The 21259-nt window shown below is 65.5% G+C and carries 18 protein-coding genes; 11 read left to right on the top strand and 7 right to left on the bottom strand.

Annotation, left to right across the window (positions count from 1 at the left end; translation table 11 throughout):
• Positions 1–18: 18 nt before the first annotated feature.
• The 3 genes from GGD61_RS08470 to GGD61_RS08460 form a co-directional block, all read right to left on the bottom strand.
• The gene (locus GGD61_RS08470) at positions 19–963 is read right to left on the bottom strand and encodes an ABC transporter substrate-binding protein (RefSeq protein WP_183230527.1); all 945 of its coding nucleotides are present in this window, start codon (positions 961–963) and stop codon (positions 19–21) included.
• Between the two features lie 105 nt (positions 964–1068).
• Entirely contained in the window at positions 1069–1797 is a 729-nt protein-coding gene (gene hutC / locus GGD61_RS08465) for a histidine utilization repressor (RefSeq protein WP_183230526.1), read from the bottom strand.
• Positions 1794–3152, bottom strand: a complete 1359-nt coding sequence (locus tag GGD61_RS08460; RefSeq protein WP_183230525.1) for a formimidoylglutamate deiminase — start codon at positions 3150–3152, stop codon at positions 1794–1796. Before GGD61_RS08460 ends, hutC begins: the two co-directional genes overlap by 4 nt.
• Before the next feature lie 84 nt (positions 3153–3236).
• Between GGD61_RS08460 and hutI the strand changes: the two genes are divergently transcribed.
• From hutI to hutU, 3 genes are read left to right on the top strand one after another with little or no spacing between them, the layout of a single operon-like run.
• Positions 3237–4451, top strand: coding sequence for an imidazolonepropionase (gene hutI, locus GGD61_RS08455; RefSeq protein WP_183230524.1), 1215 nt, complete (start codon positions 3237–3239; stop codon positions 4449–4451).
• Positions 4448–6007: a histidine ammonia-lyase gene (gene hutH, locus GGD61_RS08450; RefSeq protein ID WP_183230523.1), complete on the top strand. Its 1560-nt coding sequence runs from the start codon at positions 4448–4450 to the stop codon at positions 6005–6007. The genes hutI and hutH overlap by 4 nt, the downstream gene beginning before the upstream one ends.
• A gap of 9 nt (positions 6008–6016) precedes the next feature.
• The gene (gene hutU / locus GGD61_RS08445; protein WP_183230522.1) at positions 6017–7687 is read left to right on the top strand and encodes a urocanate hydratase; all 1671 of its coding nucleotides are present in this window, start codon (positions 6017–6019) and stop codon (positions 7685–7687) included.
• Positions 7688–7854: 167 nt separating this feature from the next.
• Here the strand turns inward: hutU and GGD61_RS08440 are convergent, their stop codons facing one another.
• Positions 7855–8475 carry a TetR/AcrR family transcriptional regulator gene (locus GGD61_RS08440; protein WP_177237454.1) on the bottom strand — a complete coding sequence of 207 codons (621 nt, stop codon included), beginning with the start codon at positions 8473–8475 and terminating at the stop codon, positions 7855–7857.
• 254 nt (positions 8476–8729) lie between these two features.
• On the opposite strand from GGD61_RS08440, the gene GGD61_RS08435 reads away from it, so the two are divergent.
• Genes GGD61_RS08435 through GGD61_RS08400 form a run of 8 tightly spaced genes read left to right on the top strand, consistent with a single transcriptional unit; the run spans position 8730 to position 17094 of the window.
• Entirely contained in the window at positions 8730–9590 is an 861-nt protein-coding gene (locus GGD61_RS08435) for a xanthine dehydrogenase family protein subunit M (protein ID WP_092261862.1), read from the top strand.
• The gene (locus tag GGD61_RS08430) at positions 9587–10111 is read left to right on the top strand and encodes a (2Fe-2S)-binding protein (RefSeq protein ID WP_092261843.1); all 525 of its coding nucleotides are present in this window, start codon (positions 9587–9589) and stop codon (positions 10109–10111) included. The genes GGD61_RS08435 and GGD61_RS08430 overlap by 4 nt, the downstream gene beginning before the upstream one ends.
• On the top strand, positions 10108–12483 hold the full coding sequence (locus tag GGD61_RS08425; protein WP_092261842.1) for a xanthine dehydrogenase family protein molybdopterin-binding subunit: 2376 nt from the start codon (positions 10108–10110) through the stop codon (positions 12481–12483). The genes GGD61_RS08430 and GGD61_RS08425 overlap by 4 nt, the downstream gene beginning before the upstream one ends.
• A 23-nt stretch (positions 12484–12506) precedes the next feature.
• Complete coding sequence (locus GGD61_RS08420) at positions 12507–13748, top strand: ABC transporter substrate-binding protein (protein WP_092261861.1); 1242 nt, start codon at positions 12507–12509, stop codon at positions 13746–13748.
• 11 nt (positions 13749–13759) lie between these two features.
• Positions 13760–14635 (top strand): branched-chain amino acid ABC transporter permease, encoded by an 876-nt coding sequence (locus GGD61_RS08415; RefSeq protein WP_018320760.1) that lies wholly within the window; start codon positions 13760–13762, stop codon positions 14633–14635.
• Entirely contained in the window at positions 14632–15630 is a 999-nt protein-coding gene (locus GGD61_RS08410; RefSeq protein ID WP_092261841.1) for a branched-chain amino acid ABC transporter permease, read from the top strand. The genes GGD61_RS08415 and GGD61_RS08410 overlap by 4 nt, the downstream gene beginning before the upstream one ends.
• A complete protein-coding gene (locus GGD61_RS08405) occupies positions 15627–16382 on the top strand; it encodes an ABC transporter ATP-binding protein (protein ID WP_092261840.1) in 756 nt (251 codons plus the stop codon). Before GGD61_RS08410 ends, GGD61_RS08405 begins: the two co-directional genes overlap by 4 nt.
• Positions 16375–17094: an ABC transporter ATP-binding protein gene (locus GGD61_RS08400; RefSeq protein WP_092261839.1), complete on the top strand. Its 720-nt coding sequence runs from the start codon at positions 16375–16377 to the stop codon at positions 17092–17094. The genes GGD61_RS08405 and GGD61_RS08400 overlap by 8 nt, the downstream gene beginning before the upstream one ends.
• A gap of 6 nt (positions 17095–17100) precedes the next feature.
• On the opposite strand, the gene GGD61_RS08395 is transcribed toward GGD61_RS08400, so the two are convergent.
• From GGD61_RS08395 to GGD61_RS08385, 3 genes are all read right to left on the bottom strand, one after another.
• Complete coding sequence (locus tag GGD61_RS08395; protein ID WP_092261838.1) at positions 17101–19104, bottom strand: bifunctional diguanylate cyclase/phosphodiesterase; 2004 nt, start codon at positions 19102–19104, stop codon at positions 17101–17103.
• Positions 19105–19440: 336 nt separating this feature from the next.
• Positions 19441–19713: a TonB-dependent receptor plug domain-containing protein gene (locus tag GGD61_RS08390; RefSeq protein ID WP_177237453.1), complete on the bottom strand. Its 273-nt coding sequence runs from the start codon at positions 19711–19713 to the stop codon at positions 19441–19443.
• Between the two features lie 63 nt (positions 19714–19776).
• Complete coding sequence (locus GGD61_RS08385) at positions 19777–21024, bottom strand: hypothetical protein (protein WP_092261836.1); 1248 nt, start codon at positions 21022–21024, stop codon at positions 19777–19779.
• Positions 21025–21259: the final 235 nt, after the last annotated feature.

Below are 21259 nucleotides of genomic sequence, written 5' to 3'. Positions count from 1 at the left end.
CAGCAGCGCGTGAGTGACTTACTTGATGAAGCTGGCGTCGAAGAGATCCTCGACCTTCGGCGCAGCCTTGATGATGCCGATCTCGAGCAACAGGTCGGCAGCCTCCTTGTTGAAGGTCAGGAAGTCGCCGGCGAAGAACTTCTGGTTCGCGGCCTTGTCCTGCCAGCGCAGATACTTCGCCGAGTTGCCGAACTGCTCGCCGCTCTGCTTCACGTCCGCACCCATGATCTCGTAGGCCTTGGCCTGGTCCTTGGCGATCATGTCGAGCGCCTCGAAATAGCTGTCGGCAAGCGCCTTGGCGGCCTTGGGATTGTCGGTCAGGAATTTCGGCGTGCAGCCGAAGGTGTCCATGACCATCGGATAGTCCAGCGTGGTCGCGATGATCTTGCCCTTGTCGGGCGCAGCGCGAACCGTCGACAAGTAAGGCTCATACGTCATCGCCGCATCGTTCTGGCCGGAGACGAAGGCCTGCGCGGCCGCGGCCGGCTCGAGGTTGACGACGGTGACATCCTTCACCGTGAGACCGTTCTTCTTGAGCATCCAGGCCAGCGCGAAATAAGGCGAGGTGCCGGGCGCGGAGGCGGCGACGGTCTTGCCCTTCAGGTCCTTGATCGCGGCGACATCGTTGCGCACAGCCATGCCGTCGGCGCCAAAGCTCTTGTCGAGCTGGAAGATCTGCTTGGTCGCAACGCCGTTCGCGTTCCAGGAGATCCAGGTCTCGACCGTGGTCGCCGCGCACTGGATGTCGCCGGACGCGATCGCAAGGTGCCGGTCCTTCTGCGGAATCTTCTTGATCGTGACGTCGAGGCCGTTCTTCTTGAAGATGCCAGCCTCCTTCGCCAAAGTCAGCGGCGCGAATCCGGTCCAGCCGGAGATGCCCACGCCGACCTTGACGTCGTCGGCGAGCACGGGAGTGGCGGCCGAAAGAGCAATGATTGTCGCAAATATCGTCGAACTACGCATGATTGTCGTCCTCTTGCCGATCGATGGATAGACGTCCTGTTGATCATTGTCGGTCCGGATGGACCGTTGCCCGAAGCGTTGCACGATTTGTGCCGACATGTCCTCTCAGCCTCCCTTGAATCGCGCGACAAGGCGGTGAGAGTCACCGGGATAGAGCAGGCGCACGGCGGTGATGGTGCGTGCGCTGCGCCAGGTGTAGCGGTCGATCACGAGACAGGGCGCGCCGACGGCGATCGCGAGCGCGTCCGCCGTGCGATCGTCTGCAACGATGGCGCTGATCGTGTGCTCGGCCTCGGTCCATGGGACATGGTGCAGCAGCCAGGAGCCCGGCGGCTCGCGCGAGAAATCGGCGGTCGCAGCGTCAGGCACGGATGCAAGGTCGATCAGCCGGTCCTCGATGGCAAACGGCACCTTGTCGGCGCTGTGGCGGCAGTTGATCGCGACCACCTTGCCGACCTTCCTCACCCCGAGACGATCGCGGTCTGCAGCGGTCGCAGAGCGCAGCCTGCGATGGATCAGCTCATAGCCGTAAGCGCGCCCCAGTGCGGTGATCTCGGCGCGGATGTCGGCGATCTTGAGCACCGCCGACATGTGCTGCGGCCGCCGGACGAAGGAGCCGGCGCGCCGCCGCCGCTCGATCAAATCGGCCTGCGCCAGCTCCGACAGTGCCTTGTTCACCGTCATGCGCGAGCAGCCGTAGCGCGCCACCAGTTCATGCTCGAACGGGATGCGATGCCCCGGCGGCCATTCGCCGGTCAGGATGCGCTTCTCGATGTCGGCGCGAATCCGCTTGTACAGCGTCGGCTTGTCGGCCGCGTCGGTGGCAAGGCTCATGCGACAAGCCTCCGAACCGCCGCGTTGAAGCGCTCGCGTGCAGCTTGTCGCAACGCATGACGTCCGCCTTCGACCACCTTGTGACCGCCGGCCCAGACGCAGTCGATCGCGCCGCTGCCCGCGGCAAAGATCCAGCCGTCGATCGTGGCATCGCCGTGACGCCCTGCCAGCGAGGGATGTGCGCCGTCGAGCGTGACGATATCGGCGCGCGCGCCGGGCGCGAGGCCGACGGTCGGTTGCGCCAGCGCCTGTGCGCCGCCTGCGAGCGCATGATCGAACAGCGTCCGTCCGGTCGAGCGGCCTGCGCCGGCGGAGAGCACGTTGCGCTCGCGGTGCTTGAGGCGCTGCCCATATTCGAGCTGGCGCAATTCGTCGGCGACGCCGACCAGCACGTTGGAATCCGTGCCGACGCCAAAGGCGCCGCCGGCAGCGACAAATTCACAGGCGGGAAAGATGCCGTCGCCAAGGCTTGCTTCGGTGATGGGGCAGAGGCCAGCGACCGCGCCAGCGCTCGCGAATGCCGTGATTTCCGCATCCGTCATGTGCGTCGCGTGAATGAGGCACCAGCGCCGGTCGACGGGCGCGTGCTCCAGCAACCATTGCACCGGGCGCCGGCCGGACCAGGCGAGGCAGTCGTCGACTTCCTTCACCTGCTCGGCGGCGTGGATATGCACCGGGCCGCCCTCGGCGAGCGGAATGATCGCTGCAAGCTCGTCCGGCGTCACCGCGCGCAGGCTGTGCGGCGCGATGCCGATGTTGGCGCCGTGCAATGTGCTGATCGCCTTACGCGACGCCGCCATCAATGCCGCGAACTGATCGACCGAGCAGATGAAGCGGCGTTGGCCGTCATGAGGCGCTGCGCCGCCGAAGGAACCATGCGCATAGAAACTCGGCAGCAGGGTCAGGGCAATGCCGGAGGCTTCGGCAGCCTGCGCGATGCGCGCGGCCATCTCGGCGGGATCGGCATAGGGCGAACCGTCGCGATCATGATGCAGATAATGGAATTCGCCGACGCGGGTAAATCCCTGCTCGAGCATCTCGACATAGAGAAGTGTTGCGACGGCGGCGACGTCGTCCGGCGTCATTGCCAGGGCGAAGCGATACATCGTCTCGCGCCAGGTCCAGAACGTGTCGGTGGAATTGCCGCGCAGCTCAGCAAGGCCCGCCATGCCGCGCTGGAAGGCGTGGCTGTGCAGGCTCGCAAGTCCCGGAAGCGCGATGGCGTGGCGCTCGTCGCCGACGGCCGGCTGCACACCCGCGGACACCGCCGCGATCGCGCCGGCGGTGATCACCACCTGCACGTCATTGGCCCAGCCCGAGGGCAGGAGCGCGGAGGCGAAATGCAGTCGGGTCATGATTACACGCCGGCTGGACAGAACGGTCCCACGATTATATGTCTAGACATATAAGTCAAGCATCCCACGCGAAGGGACCGTTGCATGGCAGAGCGCTTCGACCGGATCTGGCACAATGCCCGGCTTGCCACGATGCGGGCCGACCGGCCCGATCTCGGCGAGATCGAGCCTGGCCTGATCGCCGCGCGCGGCGGCCGTATCGTCTATGCCGGTGCGCAGTCCGATTTTCCGGCGGATGCCGACGCGGCCGAACGGATCGACTGCGAAGGTCGCTGGATCACGCCCGGCCTCGTCGACTGCCACACCCATCTCGTCTATGGCGGCAACCGCGCGCACGAGTTCGAGCTCCGCCTGAAGGGCGCGAGCTACGAGGAGATCGCGCGCGCCGGCGGCGGCATCGTCTCCACGGTGGCGGCGACCCGCAAGGCGAGCGAGGCCGATCTCGTCGCAAGCGCGCTGCCGCGGCTCGACGCGCTGATCGGTGAGGGCGCAACCACGGTCGAGATCAAGTCCGGCTATGGCCTCGACACCGAAACGGAGATGCGACAGCTCGCGGCCGCGCGCAGCATCAGCCGCCAGCGGCCGGTTGCGATCCGCACCTCGTTCCTCGGGGCGCACGCGCTGCCTGTGGAAGCTGACGGTGACAAAAATCGCTATATCGATCTCGTCTGCAAGGAGATCCTGCCGGCCGTTGCGAAGGCCGGTCTTGCCGACGCCGTCGATGCCTTCATGGAGGGCATCGCGTTCTCGGCGGAGCAGACCGCGCAGGTGTTCGAGACGGCGAGGGGGCTCGGGCTGCCGGTCAAGCTCCATGCCGATCAGTTGTCGAACCTCGGCGGTGCGGCGCTCGCTGCAAGATTCTCGGCGCTGTCGGCGGATCATCTCGAGCATACCGACGAAGCCGGCGTCGCCGCGATGGCGAAGGCCGGTACGGTGGCCGTGCTGCTGCCTGGCGCATTCTACTTCATCCGCGAGACGCAGAAGCCGCCGGTTGAGGCGTTCCGCACCCACGGCGTTTCCGTGGCGCTCGCGACCGATTGCAATCCCGGCAGCTCACCGCTGACCTCGCTTCTGCTCACGATGAACATGGGCGCGACCCTGTTCCGGATGACCGTCGCCGAATGCCTCGCCGGAATCACCCGCGAGGGCGCGCGTGCCTTGGGCGTGCTCGGCGAGACCGGCACGCTGGAAGCCGGGAAATGGTGCGACCTCGCGATCTGGGACATCGAGCGGCCCGCCGAGCTTGTTTATCGCATCGGCTTCAATCCGCTGCATCGCCGGGTCTGGAGGGGCCAGTGACGGAGCAGGGCACAGCGATCGTCGTCAAGCCGGGAGCGGTCAGCCTCGACGATCTCGCGCGCGTGCTGGAAGGCGCATCCGTCGTGCTCGATCCGTCGTTCTGGCCACGCGTGGAAGCGGCTGCGGAAATCGTCGCGAAGGCCGCGCACGCCGACGTGCCCGTCTATGGCATCAACACCGGCTTCGGAAAGCTGGCCTCGAAGCGCATTCCGTCCGACCAGACCGCGTTGCTCCAGCGCAACCTCATCGTCTCGCATTGCTGCGGCGTCGGCCCAGCCACGCCCGAGCCGATCGTTCGGCTGATGATGGCGCTGAAGATCGTCTCGCTCGGGCGCGGCGCTTCCGGCGTGCGCCGCGCGGTGATCGAGCAGTTGCAGGCCATGCTGGCACGGAGTGTCACTCCGCTGGTGCCGCAGCAGGGCTCGGTCGGCGCCTCCGGCGATCTTGCGCCGCTCGCGCATATGACAGCGGTGATGATCGGCGAAGGGCAGGCGATCGTTGACGGGAAAACCGTGTCCGGTAGCGAGGCGTTGACGGCTGCCGGACTTGCGCCGCTGACGCTCGGCCCCAAGGAGGGGCTTGCGCTGATCAACGGTACGCAATTCTCGACCGCCTACGCCATTGCCGGCGTGTTGCGCGCGTTTCGCCTGGCGCGTGCGGCGCTCGTGACCGGTGCGCTGTCGGTCGATGCCGCGATGGCCTCGACGGCGCCGTTCCGTCCCGAAATCCAGGCACTGCGCGGTCACGCCGGGCAGATCGCCGCAGCCGCGACGCTTGTCGCGCTGCTGGATGGCAGCGACATCCGCCTATCCCATCTCGAAGGCGACGAGCGCGTGCAGGATCCCTATTGCCTGCGCTGCCAGCCGCAGGTCGCGGGCGCAGCGCTCGACCTGATCACGCAGGCTGCGCGCACGCTGATCGTCGAAGCCAACGCCGTCACCGACAATCCGCTCGTCCTGGTCGAGACCGGCGAGATCGTCTCCGGCGGCAATTTCCACGCCGAGCCGGTGGCCTTTGCCGCCGACGCGCTCGCGCTAGCGCTGTCGGAAATCGGCGCGATCAGCGAGCGGCGCATCGCGACGCTGGTCGATCCCGCGCTGAATTTCGGCCTGCCGCCGTTCCTTACCCCCGATCCCGGCATCAATTCCGGCTTCATGATCGCCGAGGTGACGGCCGCCGCGCTCTATGCCGAGAACAAGCAGCGCGCGGCGGCCTGCTCGATCGATTCGACGCCGACCAGCGCCAACCAGGAAGATCACGTCTCGATGGCGGCGCATGCCGCGCGGCGCCTGTCCGACATGGCGGACAATCTCGCCGCCATCCTCGGTATCGAGCTCCTGGTCGCTGCCCAGGGTATCACGCTGCGCGCGCCGCATGCGACCAGTGCGTCGCTGGCTGCCGTCATCGCCGCATTCCGCGAGCAGGTGCCGGCGCTCGGTGCGGACCGCTACATGGCCGGCGATCTGGCCAAGGCCGCTGCACTGATCGATGCGGATGCGTTGCCGGCCATCGCGATCACTGCGCTTCCATCCGATCCGTTTCCGAGACTTGATTAAGAGGTCCGCATGAACCGCCGACTGGACAACGACCGCACCATCCGCGCCCCCCGCGGCAGCGACATCAGCGCCAAGAGCTGGCTGACCGAAGCGCCGCTGCGCATGCTGATGAACAACCTCGATCCTGACGTTGCGGAACGCCCGAGCGAGCTCGTCGTCTATGGCGGCATCGGCCGCGCCGCGCGCGACTGGGAGAGCTTTGACCGGATCGTTGCCGCCTTGCGCAAGCTCGATGGCGACCAGACGCTGCTGGTCCAGTCCGGCAAGCCGGTCGGCGTGTTCCGCACCCATGCCGATGCGCCGCGCGTGCTGATCGCGAACTCCAACATCGTGCCGCATTGGGCAACGCTCGACCATTTCAACGAGCTCGATCGCCAGGGCCTGATGATGTACGGCCAGATGACCGCCGGCTCCTGGATCTATATCGGTAGCCAGGGCATCGTGCAGGGCACCTACGAGACCTTCGTCGAGGTCGGTCGTCGCCATTATGGCGGCAGCCTTGCCGGCAAATGGATTCTCACCGCCGGCTTGGGGGGCATGGGCGGTGCGCAGCCGCTGGCCGCGACCATGGCCGGCGCTTCAATGCTCGCGGTCGAATGCCAGCCGAGCCGCATCGAGATGCGCCTGCGTACCGGCTATCTCGATCGCCAGGCGGCAACGCTCGACGAAGCGCTGGCGATCATGGAAGATGCCGCCAAGACGAAGAAGGCGGTCTCGGTCGGCCTGCTCGGCAATGCCGCCGAGATTTTCCCCGAGCTCGTGCGCCGTGGCGTCAAGCCGGATGTCGTCACCGACCAGACCAGCGCGCACGATCCGGTCAATGGCTATTTGCCGAAGGGCTGGACGCTAGCCGACTGGGAAGCCAAGCGCGCCTCCGATCCGAAGGGGGTGGAGCGCGCGTCGAAGACGTCGATGGTCGAGCACGTCCAGGCCATGCTGGATTTCCATGCGCAGGGCATTCCGACGCTCGACTACGGCAACAACATTCGCCAGATGGCGCAGGACATGGGCCTGAAGAACGCCTTCGATTTCCCGGGCTTCGTCCCCGCCTATATCCGTCCCCTGTTCTGCCGCGGCGTCGGGCCGTTCCGCTGGGCCGCGCTCTCGGGAGATCCCGAGGACATCTTCAAGACCGACGCCAAGGTCAAGGAGCTGATGCCTGATGACAAGCATCTGCACAACTGGCTCGACATGGCCAAGGAGCGCATCAAGTTCCAGGGCCTGCCGGCGCGGATCTGCTGGGTCGGCCTCGGCGATCGCGATCGACTCGGCCTTGCCTTCAACGAGATGGTGGCGCGCGGTGAGCTCAAGGCGCCGATCGTGATCGGCCGCGATCATCTCGACAGCGGCTCGGTGGCAAGCCCGAACCGCGAGACTGAAGCGATGAAGGACGGCTCGGACGCGGTGTCCGACTGGCCACTGCTGAACGCGCTGCTCAATTGCGCCAGCGGCGCAACCTGGGTGTCGCTGCATCATGGCGGCGGTGTCGGCATCGGCTATTCCCAGCACGCCGGCATGGTGATCGTCGCCGACGGTACGCCGGAAGCGGCCAAGCGGATCGAGCGCGTGCTCTGGAACGATCCCGCCAGCGGTGTCATGCGCCATGCCGACGCGGGCTACGAGACCGCGATCGACTGCGCCCGCGAGAAGGGGCTCGATCTGCCGAGCCTTTCGAAGTAGCTAGCCGCGGGCTCGATCAACCTCTCCCGCTTGCGGGGGAGGTCGGCGCGGAGCGCCGGGTGGGGGCTCTCTCCAATCAGGGAGTCTCTCTGCGGAGGCACCCCCACCCCGGCCCTCCCCCGCAAGCAGGAGAGGGAGCGCACCTCCTTCGGAGCAGCGTCGCCGATTCAGCCGCTGACCAAGAGCCTCGGCATCGTCGTCTTCGCGCCGTCCATGAAGGTCTGGACGGCGTCGCGGACGATGGCGTCGAGATCGGGCGGGATCGGCGTCTCGTAGATGAACTTGCGGATGGCGAGATAGAAGATGCGGCCGTGCAGGCCCCAGAACAGCTCTGTCTCGCGCTCGCTCAATGAGTGAGCTTTTGCGTCGGGCAGTTTGAGCTCAAAGCGCAGCTCGGCCGCCGCCGGCTCGATGATCTCGCGCCTCACGATGTCGAGGTAGCGGCTGGTGATGCCGAACGACTTCATGCCGGAGAACACGAAGATCCGCACCCAATTATATTCGAATACGCGCTCGACATAGTCGAGATAGAAGCGCGTGAGCCTCGCTTCCAGCGACAGCGAACGGTCGCGCACCATCGGTCCCCAATCGGGCGACCAGCGGCTGAGATAGACCTCCTGGTAGACCCGCTCGATCAGCGCTTCCTTGCTCGGGAAGTGGCGGTAGATCGCCGAATGCGTGATGCCCATGCGCTTGGCGAGCTCGCGGGTCTGGCCCTCGAAGCCGCGCTCGGCAAAGAAGCGGATGGCCTCGTCCACGATCGCGCGCTCGCGGTCGGCCGCGCGCATGTTGCGACGCTTTGGCGCGGACTTGCTGCCTGTCTCGGTCCGCTTGCGGACCGGTCGTCTCAAAGTTTTCTGCGCTTTTCGGGCCATCTCGTCGCTGAATCAACGTGCCGCTACCTTCATAGCCCAAGGCGCTTTTGTGACCAAATGGTCATTTCCTGTTGACCGGCCTTGGGAGGCGTGTCAGGATTTTGAGACCAGATGGTTACAAATCTGGCATCCCGGCTGATGAGCCGATGGATCTCGGGGAAACGGCAGTGAAGGCGAAGGCTTTCAGCTATTTTCGGGCTGCGACGATCGACCAGGCGCTGGATGCTCACGCACGCGCCGGGGACGATGCGCGTTTCATCGCCGGCGGCCAGAGCCTGGTGCCGGCGCTGTCGCTGCGGCTGCAGGCGCCGCGGCTTTTGATCGACATCACCCACATCGGCGAGCTGCGCGGCGTCAGGCGCGAAGGCGACGCCTTGCGCATCGGTGCGCTGACGCGCCATTGCGAGATGCTGAGCGAGCCTTTGATTGCCGAGTTCGCGCCGCTGCTGCACGCCGCGGCACCGTTCGTCGCCCATCCCGCGATCCGCAACCGCGGCACCTTCGGCGGCAGCGTCGCGCTTGCCGACCCGGCTTCCGAATTTCCGGCGATGACCTTGGCGCTGGATGCCGAGATCGAGATCGCCGGCCTCTCAGGCCGCCGACGCGTGAAGGCCGATGATTTCTTCATCGACCTGTTCGAGACGGCGCTCGAGCCCGGCGAGCTGATCACCGCGGTCTACGTTCCGCTGTTCAGGGCCGATCAGCGCTTTGCGTTCGACGAGCTGGCGCGTCGGCGCGGGGATTACGCGCTGGTTGGTTGCGGCATGCTTGCGACCTGCACCGGTGAGCGCATTGACGACATCCGCATCTCATTCTTCTCCGTTGGCAATACGCCGACGCGGGTGAAGGGGGTCGAAGCCACCTTGATCGGCGCGAGGTTGGATGCAGAACGCATCGCTGCCGCGCAAGGCGCGCTCGAAGGCGATCTCGCGCCGCCCGAGGGCGACGAAGTGCCGCCCTCGATGCGGCTGCATCTCGCTCGCGTGTTGCTTGGCCGCCTGCTCGGACGTCTCGGTGAGGGCGCATGAGCGGCTTCGACGATAGTCTGCTGAACGAGGCCGACGAGACGGTGCGGGTCCGCTTCGTCGTCAACGGGCGCAAGGTCGCCTGCGAGGTCGCGCCGCGCGACACGCTGGTCGATTGCCTGCGCGACAAGCTCGAGCTGACGGGCACGCATGCCGGCTGCGAGATGGGCGCCTGCGGCGCGTGCCTGGTGCAGCTCGACGGCCGCGCCGTGCATTCCTGCCTGATCTTCGCGGTGCAGGCTGATGGCGGCAGGATCGACACCATCGAGGGGCTCAGCGAGAGCGGTCTGCTCGCCGATCTCCAGGCCGAATTCCATCGCCGCAATGCGTTGCAGTGCGGCTTTTGCACGCCGGGCATGTTGATTAACGCCCACGAGCTGCTCTCGCAAACGGCGCAGCCGAGCCGCGAGGATATCCGCGACGCGCTGTCGGGCAATTACTGCCGCTGCACCGGCTACGAGGCGATCGTCGACGCCATCGACGCCGTGGCCAAAGCGCATGGTGAGAATGGAGGCGCGACATGAGCGCGCCGCTGACCTCGCTCGATCGCCCGAACTCCTATATCGGCCGTGCGCTGCCGCGGCCCAACGCCAAGCGGCTGCTTGCCGGGCGGGGACGTTACGTCAGCGATCTCAAGCTGCCGCGCATGCTCTACGCCGCGTTCCTGCGTAGCCCGCATGCGCACGCGAAGATCGTCTCGATCAAGATCGACGAGGCCTGTGCGCGAGAGGGCGTACATCTCGTCGCCACGGGCGCTGATCTCGCAAAAATCTGCACGCCCTGGACCGGCACGCTCGATCATTTCAAGGGCATGACCTCCGCGCCGCAATTGCCGCTGCCGCTCGATCGCGTGGTCTGGGCCGGACAGGCGGTGGTCGCCGTCGTTGCCGAGAGCCGGGCGATTGCTGAAGATGCGCTGGAGCTGATCGAGGTGGACTACGAGGACCTTCCCGTCGTCGTTGACATCGACGGCGCACGTAAGGCGGACGGTCCGCTGGTCAATCCGGGCAGTGCCAACAACACCTGCTTCCGCAGCCAGCTCGACAGCGGCGTCGTTGATGACGCCTTTGCGCATGCGGCCCATGTGGTGGAGGAGGAGTTTTCCTTCGGCCGCCACACCGCGGTGACGCTGGAGCCGCGCGCCATCATCGCCGACTACGATCCATCCGCGGGCATGCTCACCGTGCATCACGGCACGCAGACCCCGTATCAGTTTCAGGACCTCTATTCGCGCCACTACAACATTCCGGAAGCCCGCGTCCGCGTCATCGCGACCGACATCGGCGGCTCCTTCGGCATGAAGCTGCATGTCTATCACGAGGACATGGCGGTGGTCGGTCTCTCGATCCTGCTCGGCCGGCCCGTGAAATACGTCGCCGACCGGATGGAGTCCTTCGTCTCTGACATCCACGCCCGCGACCATCGCGTCCGCGCCCGGGTGGCGCTGGATGCCAAGGGCGAGATCCTGGCGATGGATGTTCTGGACCTGACCGCGATCGGGGCGTTCTCGACCTATCCGCGCACCAGCGTCGTCGAGGGCAACCAGGTCATCCGCCTGATCGGCGCGCCCTATCGCTTCAAAAATTACCGAGCCACGCTGGAGGTGATCTTCCAGAACAAGGTGCAGACCAGCCAGTACCGCGCCGTCGGCCATCCCATCGCCTGCGCGGTGACCGAGCGTCTCGTCGACATGGCAGCAAGCAAGCTCGGTCTCGATCCCTTTGCCATCCGGGCGCAGAACGTCATCCCCGACGATGCCTATCCGCAGACCTCGCCGACCGGCTACCGCTTCGAGGCGCTGTCGCATCAGGCCTGCCTGAAGCGCCTGCACGAAATGATGGGCTATGACGCACTTCGTGCCGAGCAGGCCGACTTGCGCAAGCGCGGCATCTATCGCGGCATCGGCATCGCGGCCTTCGTCGAGATCACCAATCCCAGCCCGGCGTTCTATGGCGTCGGCGGTGCGCGCATCTCGTCGCAGGACGGCGCGATCCTGAGCCTGACGCCCTCTGGCGAGGTGCGCTGCCTGATCTCGGTCACCGAGCAGGGGCAGGGCACCGAGGCGATCATCAGCCAGATCGTGGCCGATCAGCTGGGCCTCGCGCAGGAGTGTGTCAAGGTCATCACCGGAGATACCGAGGTGACGCCGCATGGCGGCGCGACCTGGGCCTGCCGCGGCGCCGGCATCGGCGGCGAGACCGCGCTGCAGGCCACGCGCGCGCTCAAGCGCAACATCCTGGAGATTGCCGCGCTCATTCTGCAGGAGCAGCCATCGGCGCTCGATATCCTCGATGGCGAGATCGTCGATGCAAGCACGCGGAACCCGCGCCTGCCGATCGCCGAAATCGCACGCATCGCCTATTTCCGCTCCGATACGCTGCCGCCGGGCACGCAGGCGCAGCTCACCGTGAGCCATCACTTCGCGCCGCAGGGCTATCCGTTCGCTTTTACCAACGGCATCCAGGGCTGCTCGCTGGAGGTGGATGTCGAGACTGGCTTCATTAAGCTCCTGAAGCATTTCATCGTCGAGGATTGTGGCCGCGTCATCAATCCGATGCTCGTGGACGAACAGCTCCGCGGCGGCATCGTGCAGGGGCTGGGCGCGGCACTGTTCGAGGAATGCCGTTACAGCGACACCGGTCAGCTCATGAACGGCTCGCTCGCCGATTATCTCGTGCCGATGCCGATGGAGATGCCCGACATCGTCATCGCTCATGTCGAGACGCCGACCGCCGACACGGAGCTTGGCGCCAAGGGCGTCGGCGAAGCCGGTACGGCCGCGGCGTCCGCCTGCGTACTCAACGCCGTCAACGACGCGATCGCGCCGTTCGATGCGACGATCAGTTCGATTCCGATCACGCCCGCCAAAGTCCTGAAAGCCCTGAAGCGTTTCTAGAAAAAAGACAGTTGGAGGAAATCATGCCCAAATCCGGTTCGACCCCGAAAGTAACCCGCCGCACTGCGCTCGCCGGCCTTTCGGCAAGCGCGGCGCTGCTCGCCATGCCCCGGCTCGGCCGTGCGGCCGACGAGACGATCCGCATCGGCTTCCCGACGCCGCTGACCGGCCCCTTCGCAGCGGAAGCACGCGATCAGGTCAAATGCGCCGAACTCGCGGTGAAGCTCGTCAACGATAAGGGTGGCATCGGCGGCCGCAAGGTCGAGCTGCTGGTGCGCGATGACAAGCTCAACGCCGGCGAGGCCGCGACGCGTACGCTCGAGCTGATCGAGAAGGACAAGGTTCATGCCGTGGTCGGCGCGCTCTCCAGCGCTGTGCAGCTTGCGGTCAACGAGGTCACGCGCGCCCGCGGCGTGATCTACGTCTCGATCAGCCAGTCCGACACCATCAACGAGGCCAAGGATTTCAGCAAATACACGTTTCACGAGGCGCTGAACCCGCACATGACGACAGCCGCGGTGGCGCGGCAGACGCTGAAGAAGGGCATGAAAGTCGCCCATCTCGTCGCCGATTATGCCTACGGTCATGAGATGCTGCGCGGCTTCAAGCGTGCGCAGGCGGCGATTGGCGCGGACAATGTCGGCGAGATCCTGCATCCGTTCGGTGCAGCCGACTATTCCACCTTCATGCCGCGCCTGATGTCGATGCGGCCGGACGTGCTCTGCATCTCCAATTTCGGCCGCGACCAGGCCAATGCGATCAAGCAGGCCGTGGATTTCGGCGTCAAGCAGCAGATGAAGATCGTGGTCCCCGTCATCCTGCACAACCAGCGGCTCGCAGTCGGCCCCGACGTATTCGAGGGCGTGGTCGGCGGCGCCAATTATTATTGGGGCCTGGAGGCGCAGAGCAAGTCGGCCGCCAGCTTCAACGCGGCGTTCAAGGCCGCCAATGGCGGCGCGATCCCGACCGATTACGGTGCCTACGGCTATTCCGGCGTCGGATCGCTGCTGGCCGCGATGCAGGTCGCCGACGGCACCGACACCGACAAGGTGGTCGATGCTCTCGAAAAACTGCAATATGATCTGACCAAGAGCCCGCAGCATTACCGCAAATGTGACCACCAATCGGTGCAGTCGGTGCTGGTGCTGGAGTCCAAGAAGAAGTCCGCCATGGCGGGCGACAACGATCTGTTCGCCATTCTCGCCAACGACACAGGCTCGGACGACATGCTGCGCAGCTGCAGCGAGCTCGGCCACGCCACGTAAGTCTTGAGACGATGGACCTGTCGCTGATCATCATGCAGCTTCTCTCCGGGATCGCCCTTGGGGCGGTCCTGGTGATCACTGCGCTTGGACTGACGATCGTGTTCGGCATGCTCGGGGTGGTCAACTTCGCCCATGGTGCGCTGTTCATGATCGGGGCCTATGCGGGGCTGTATCTGGCCTCTCTCACCGGAAGCTTCTGGTGGGGGCTGCTGCTGGCGCCCATCCTGATCGGCGCCTTCGGCATGCTGATCGAGTTCGTGCTGATCCGCAGGCTGTATGGACGCTCGATCGACGATCCGCTGCTGCTCACCTTCGGCCTCAGCTACGTCCTGGTCGAGGGCGTGCGCATCGTGTTCGGCAGCGACGGCATTCCGTTTCCGACCCCGCCGCAGCTGATCGGCGTGCTCGATCTCGGCATCGGCTTCTTCCCGCGTTACCGCCTGTTCGTCATCGTGCTGGTGGCGGTGGTGCTGCTGGCGCTCTGGCTGACGCTGGAGAAGACCCGGGTCGGCCTGATCGTGCGCGCGGGTGCGCGCGATCCCACCATCATGCAGGTGCTCGGCGTCGACATCGGCCGCGTCTGGCTCGCGATCTTCGGGCTCGGCGTCGGACTTGCCGCACTCGGCGGCGTGCTCGCCGGGCCGATGCGCAGCGTCAATCCGGAGATGGGCTCGCTGGTTCTGGCCGAAGCCTTCGTCGTCACCGTGATCGGCGGCCTCGGCTCGATCGTCGGCGCGGTCGTGGCCGGCCTCATGGTCGGCATTTCCATCAGCCTGGTGGCGCTGTTCGCGCCTGAAATGGCGACCATCGTGATGTTCGCGCTGATGGCGGTGGTGCTGCTGATCCGCCCGCAAGGCCTGTTCGGGGTGAGAGGGAGGACGGCGTGACGCATCCTTCGAGCGGCGAGGTTATCGCCAAGCCTGCGCCGAGCGGGCTCGGCCGGCTTCTCGACCATCGCGTGCTGCTCTCCATCGCCGTGCTGGCGATATTGCCCTGGCTGCTGCCGTCCAAGGCGCTCGCCGTCAACGTCCTGATCTACGGCGTCGTGGTGATGGGCTACAATCTGCTGTTCGGCTACACCGGGCTGTTGTCGTTCGGCCAAGCCGCGTTCTTCGGTGCGGGGGCCTACTTCACCGGCATTGCGATCGGGCGTTACGGCGTGCCGTGGTTTGCCGCGGTCGCGATCGCCGTGGGTCTCAGCACCTGCCTTGCGGCCGTGATCGGAATCATCTCGACGCGCACCCGCGGCATCTATTTCTCCATGGTCACGCTCGCGCTGGCGCAGCTCGTCTATTACGTCGCGCTCCAGGCCTCGTCCTTCACCGGCGGCGAGAACGGCCTGCGCGGCTTCACCGTCGACCGCATCAGCCTGTTCGGCCATCAAGTCAACTTCCTCGACCCCGTCAACAAATATTACGTGCTGATGGCCTTTGCGGCGCTGGCGATGTGGTTCCAGTCGCGCATCCTGAATTCGCCGTTCGGGGCCGTCATCGAGGCGATCCGCGAGAACGAGCAGCGGGCGCGGGCCTGCGGCTACGATGTCGAACGCAGCAAGCTGGTCGTGTTCATGCTGTCGGGCGCGATCTCCTCGCTCGGCGGCTGCATGCTGGCGCTGCATTTGTCGATCGTGCCGCTCGACATCCTGCACTACCAGACCTCGGGTATGATCGTGATGATGGTGCTGCTCGGCGGCGCCCGCAGCTTTTTCGGGCCCTTCGTCGGCGCGGCGAGCTTCCTGATCCTGGAGGACGTCATCTCGCTGTGGACGCCGCATTGGCAGATTTTCGTCGGCGCGATCTTCGTGCTGTTCGTGCTGTTCCTGCCCAAGGGCATCTGGGGAACGCTGCTGGACGTCCTCGGTATCGGAAAGGCGCGGCGATGAGCGGCGAGCTGCTTCGCGCCGAGGGAATCGGCAAGCGCTTCGGCGGCTTCGTCGCGCTCGAGGATATCACCCTGTCCTTTGCGGCGGGACAGCTGACCTCGATTATCGGGCCGAACGGGGCCGGCAAGAGTACGTTCTTCAACATCCTCTCCGGTGTATTGACGCCGACGTCCGGCAAGTTGCACTTCCGCGGACGCGAGCTGAACGGCCTGCCGCAGCACCGTTTCGTGCACCAGGGCATTTCGCGCTCCTACCAGATCACCAACATCTTTCCGGATCTGTCGGTGCATGAGAACGTCCGCGTCGCGGCGCAGGCGCTGGCTGTGAGCTACGACATCTGGCGGAATCGCGCTCGGCTGACCGAATTGCATGCGCGTGCTGATGCGGCGCTCGACGCGGTGGGGCTGCTCGGCAAGCGAAGCGAATTTGCAAAATTCCTCTCGCATGGCCAGCAGCGCGCGCTGGAGATCGCGATCGCGCTGGTCTCCGAGCCCGAGTTGCTGCTGCTCGACGAGCCGACCGCCGGCATGGGACCGGAAGAGACCAAGGATATGGTCGCGCTGCTGGAGCGGCTTGCCGACAAGCGCACCGTGCTCCTGGTGGAGCACAAGATGAAGATGGTGCTGGGCCTGTCCAAGCGCGTCGTGGTGCTGCATCATGGCCGCCTGCTCGCCGACGGCGCGCCCGACGAGATCAGGAGCAATCCGGAGGTCCGCCGGGTCTATCTCGGACAGAGTGAAGGTTATGGCTGAAACCGCGCTGCTCGAAATCGAAGATCTCCACGCCTGGTATGGGGCGAGCCACATCCTCCACGGCATCTCCCTGCACGTGAAGGAGGGCGAGGTGGTTGCCCTCGTCGGCCGCAACGGCGCCGGCAAGACCACAACCTTGCGAACCATGATGGGCCTGATGCCGAAGGCGACCGGCCGCGCGCGCTTTGCGGGCAGGGAGCTCCTGCCATTGCGCGCCCATCAGCGCTTCCACCTCGGTCTCGCTTACGTGCCCGAGGAGCGGCGCATCGTTCCCGGGCTGTCGGTGCGCGAGAATCTCCGGCTCGGCCTGGTCGCGGCCGGCAGCGACATCGAGGAGCGGACGGCGATCGACGAGATCGCCGAAACCTTTCCGCGCCTGAAGGAGCGCCTCGACCAGGAGGGCGTGACGCTCTCCGGCGGCGAGCAGCAGATGCTGGCGATCGCGCGCGCGCTGATCGGCAAGCCCAAGATGATCCTGCTGGATGAACCCTCGGAGGGCATCATGCCCGTCCTCGTCGAGGAGATGGGCGTGCTGTTCCGCCGCCTGCGCGACGAGGGCAAGACACTGCTGCTGGTCGAGCAGAACGTCGAATGGGCTCTTCGATTGGCCGACCGCGCCGTGATCATCGACCAGGGCGAGGTCGTGCATCAAAGCAGCGCGGCGGCGCTGCTCGCGGACAAGGACATCCAGGAACGCTACTGCGCGGTGTGAGCGGTCTCAGGCCACGACCTTGGCGCCGTCGAGGCGCTGGCGTTCGTTCGCCAGATAGTCGCCGATCGCATCGCCCGACATGGGTTTTGCGAAATAATAGCCCTGGATGAAGTCGCAGCCGAGCCGGCGCAAGGTATCGAGCTGGGCGCGGGTCTCGACTCCCTCGACGACGCAGGCGATCTCCATGTCGTCGCAGAGGCCCGTCAGTGACTTGATGATCTTGTGACTGACCGGATTCTCGTTGATGTCGGCGACGAAGCTGCGGTCGACCTTGATCTTGTCGAGCGGCAGCCGGTGCACGTGGCTCAGCGACGAATAGCCCGTGCCGAAATCGTCCAGCGAAATGCCGCAGCCCATCGCCTTCAGCGTCGCGACCGACTGCTGCGCGCGCACGAAATCGAAGGTGACGGCGGTCTCGGTGATCTCGAAATCGATCCGTCGTGGCGACAGGCCGCTTTTCTCGATGATGGAGATCAGGGGCAGGATGCCTTCGGCAGCGCAGACGTCGTGCGCAGACAGGTTGAACGACAGGCGGATGTCGTCGGGCCAGGTCTTGGCGGTCGCGAGCGCGCGGGCCAGCAGCGTCTGCGTCAGTGGCCGGATCAGGCCGATGCGCTCGGCGGCAGGGATGAAGTCGGCAGGGGACACCCAGCCGAGACGGGGGCTGTGCCAGCGCGCCAGCGTCTCGAAGCCCGCAGTGTGCTCGCTCATGGCGTCGACGATCGGCTGGAACACCAGCTCCATCTCGGCGCCAAAATCGGAGGTGCGCAACAAATTCTCGATCACGCCGCGGCTCCGGATCTCGGCTTCGAGCTCGCCCGAGAAGATCACGGTGCGGCCGCGCTGATGGCGCTTGGCGTGATAAAGCGAATAGTCGGCACATTCATAGAGAGCTTCCGACGTCGTCGCGGAGTCCGGAAACAGCGCAAACCCGATCGAGCAGGACAACCCGGTGTGCGCGGTGTCGAGCTGGTAAGGCAGCTTGACCTGCCCGCCGATGCGTTCGCCAAGCCGTGCCAGATCGGCATCGTCGGGGTCATCACAGACGACGAGGCCAAACTCGTCGCCGCCGAGCCGGGCGAATTCCACGCGTTGCGGGCCGAAGCCCTCGCAGACCTCGCGGATGCGGCGGCCCGCCTCGATGAGCACGCGGTCGCCGACGCTGTGGCCGTAATTGTCGTTGATCGGCTTGAAGCCGTCGAGGTCGATGATGCCGACCGCGACGCGAACGTTCCTGCGCTCGGCGTCGGCAAAGGCGCTCGACAGCTCGGCGAAGAAGCGGCGGCGGTTCGGCAGCTCGGTGAGGGAATCGAGATTGGCGAGGCGGAAGTTCTCGTCCGAGAGCGCCTGCGTCGCCGCTTGCTGTGCCAGCAGCGACTTGCGGCTGGCGACGAGATCGGCGAAGTCCCGGTAGTAGATGGTCAGCACCGTCACCATCGCGCCGGTGACAAGGAGATTGTTGACGGCCATCGCCTCCAGCGTCGGCTCGCCGGTGGCGAAGTAGAACACGACGTACGGCACGTCGACGACGAGAGTCACGATCAGTGCGGCCGAACGCAGATGCATCAGCGAGAAGATGCAGCCGATCACGGTCACCGCCATGTAGAAAGCGACCTGGCTCTTGGCAAAGGGATCGCCGTAGGGATAGAGGGCGAACGACCAGATGGTGAAGCCCGCCGCGATCGGGGCCGCGATCCAGTTGGTGAGACGCAGATTGCGCAGGATGTCGGCGTCGCTGCGGACGAGGTGGCGCTGCCGCAGCCACCAGAAGGTCCGATAGCCCGCCACCGCGACCAACGCGCCCGGCACGATCATGCTGAGCGAGGCCGGCGCCAGCGGCACATAGGTATATGCGACCGCGATCGTGTTGGTGATCAGGATGAAGTAGAGCAGCGGGATCTGCTTGGAGAAGGCGTCGAACTGCGCGCGCGTCAACTCGGGATTGTCGGCCGGCACGCGAAACAGCCGCATTGCGGCGGCGAAGTGAGACTTCAAATCGGCAACAGGCATTGAAATACGAGCCCCGGATCCCTGAAATTGCCGGCGATCTTGCATAGCGTGGGTAAAGGGCGCGTTAGATCGGGTCTTGCGCGAAAGACCTGCACAGGGTTGCACGCTACCGCAGAATTTCCGGCCGCGTGCAAGGGTGAGGCCGTGTTAACGATACGGGGCCGCGTCGGCAGGCATATCGGCGGCGAAGTCCTGCAAAAGCCGACGTTACGCTCTGCTAACCATGCGCTTCGGCGCAACGATGCTTCGCATCGCCCGGAATGCGCCGACCTCTCCCGCAAGCGGGAGCGGTGAACGAGCCACCGCGGGAATGATTCAGCCTAATGCCATTCCGCTCTAGCGTCCGACCGTGACGCCGGCGGTCGAGCGCATGGCATCGCGGAGGCTCCTCGCGTTCATGTCGTCGAGGACTTCTCGCGTCAGCACGGTGGTCTGGCCGGGCGTGTTGAGGATGGTCTCGCCGCGCGAGGAGGAGAGCCGGTCCGCCTTGTAGGGCGCGGCTGGATCGGTGGCGGGCCTGTGGTGAGGCCGCTTGCTGGAGGCCGCAAAGGCTCCTTGCGAGACGCAGACGGCGGCGATCACGATCAGTCGCAACAGCTTTGCAGGCATGCGATCCCCCATATTCGGGAAACTCAGCCTAGCACAAACGTGACGGCGCTGCAGCGGAAAGGATCAGGCCAGAGCGGCCTGGCGTTCCCGCGTCGGTTCGCGGACACGCTCGGGTTTCCCAGGCTCGGCGAGCCGGGCGAAACTGCGATGGCTCGCCAGTGCGGGGGCTTCGACGATGACGCCCTCGCAGACGATCTGTCCGCCGAGCATCTTGAATTCCAGCTTGTCGTAGCGCGGCATCGTCTCGCCGGGCGCAGGCGGCAGCAGCCCGACGCTGCCCTGGATGTTCAGCGTGGCTTCGCCGGTGCCGTGAAGCCGGGGATTCCACATCCTGATTCCGCTTTCCGCCCAGCGCTGCCGGATCAGCGCGGTGCGATCGGCAGGTTCCGTTGCTTTCGCGCGAAGTTTCGGCGCACTGCGAATCTCCTCAGCGGGAGCTGCGAGAGCCGGAGCCGGCTCATCATGCGTGACCACGATGGCGTCGGCCGAAGAGTCGTCCGCGGCGACAGGGGCAGGATCGCTTGCAGCGACCGGCTCGATCGCCACCGCGGTGCCGGAGGTGGGATCGCTGTCGATGCTCTCTTCAACGACAGGTTCCGCCGAGACATCGGGATCGGCAAGCGTGACATGAGTGTCGTCTACAATGGGCTCGACATCCGCGGCGGCGACAGTGGAGGGATCGTCGGCAACGACGAGAGCGGGAGCGTCAACCGAAGCGACATCAACCGAAACAACATCAAGCGAAGCGACCTCGAGATTGGACGAGGTCTCCTCCACGACATCGGGCTCAACGTCGGTCGTGAGCTCGGGAGATGGATCGCTGCTGATGACGGGCTCAGCGGCTTTGGCCGGCTCGTCCTCGATGTCGATGGCCGCGACCGCTTCGGTGGCGACGGGCTCGAGCTTCGTCGAGACCTCTACAGGCGGATCATTGTCGATGACGGGTTCAGGAACATCGACTGGTTTGGGACCATCGACCGTTTCGCTGATGACCTCGTCCGAAGCCAAGACCTCTGCCACGAAGACCGGCTCGACATCTGACGGCGCCTGCTGCAGGGACTCGTCGCTGCCGGCGATATCGGCTGCTGCCTCTGTGATGACAGGGTTGGCGGTGCCGTCCTCCGCGACCGCGGCGTCGCTGCGCAGTGGATTAGTGCCGATGCCGATGTCGAGAGCCGGAAGAGCGTCAGCACCCTCAGTAACGATGACGGGCTGTTCCGCGACGACCGCCGCACCGTCGATGCTGCCGCCCTGCGGCAAGGGCCGAAGCCGGGTGAACGCCCATTTCACCGCGGGGATGCGGCGCAGCAACGATATCAGTCTCGAAAGCACAGGGAGTTGTCCAAGAGGTACTCGGCGTGAGGCAATCGCTGATTCGCCAGCAATGTGAAAAACTGCCCCGGCCGTCACACCCCTGTCAATGTAGGCGGGACCAATTGCAGAACATCCACGCGTTCGTCGCGTGCGCGTGGTGACCGGATCAAGTGTCGGCCATCACACTGAGACCGCGATCGTCGTGACGCTGCAGCGCGATCGACCGCTACCT

Source organism: Bradyrhizobium sp. SBR1B, assembly GCF_014198205.1.
Taxonomy (GTDB): domain Bacteria; phylum Pseudomonadota; class Alphaproteobacteria; order Rhizobiales; family Xanthobacteraceae; genus Bradyrhizobium.
Note: the sequence above shows the minus strand (reverse complement) of the source record. Positions and strands in the feature narration are given on the sequence as shown.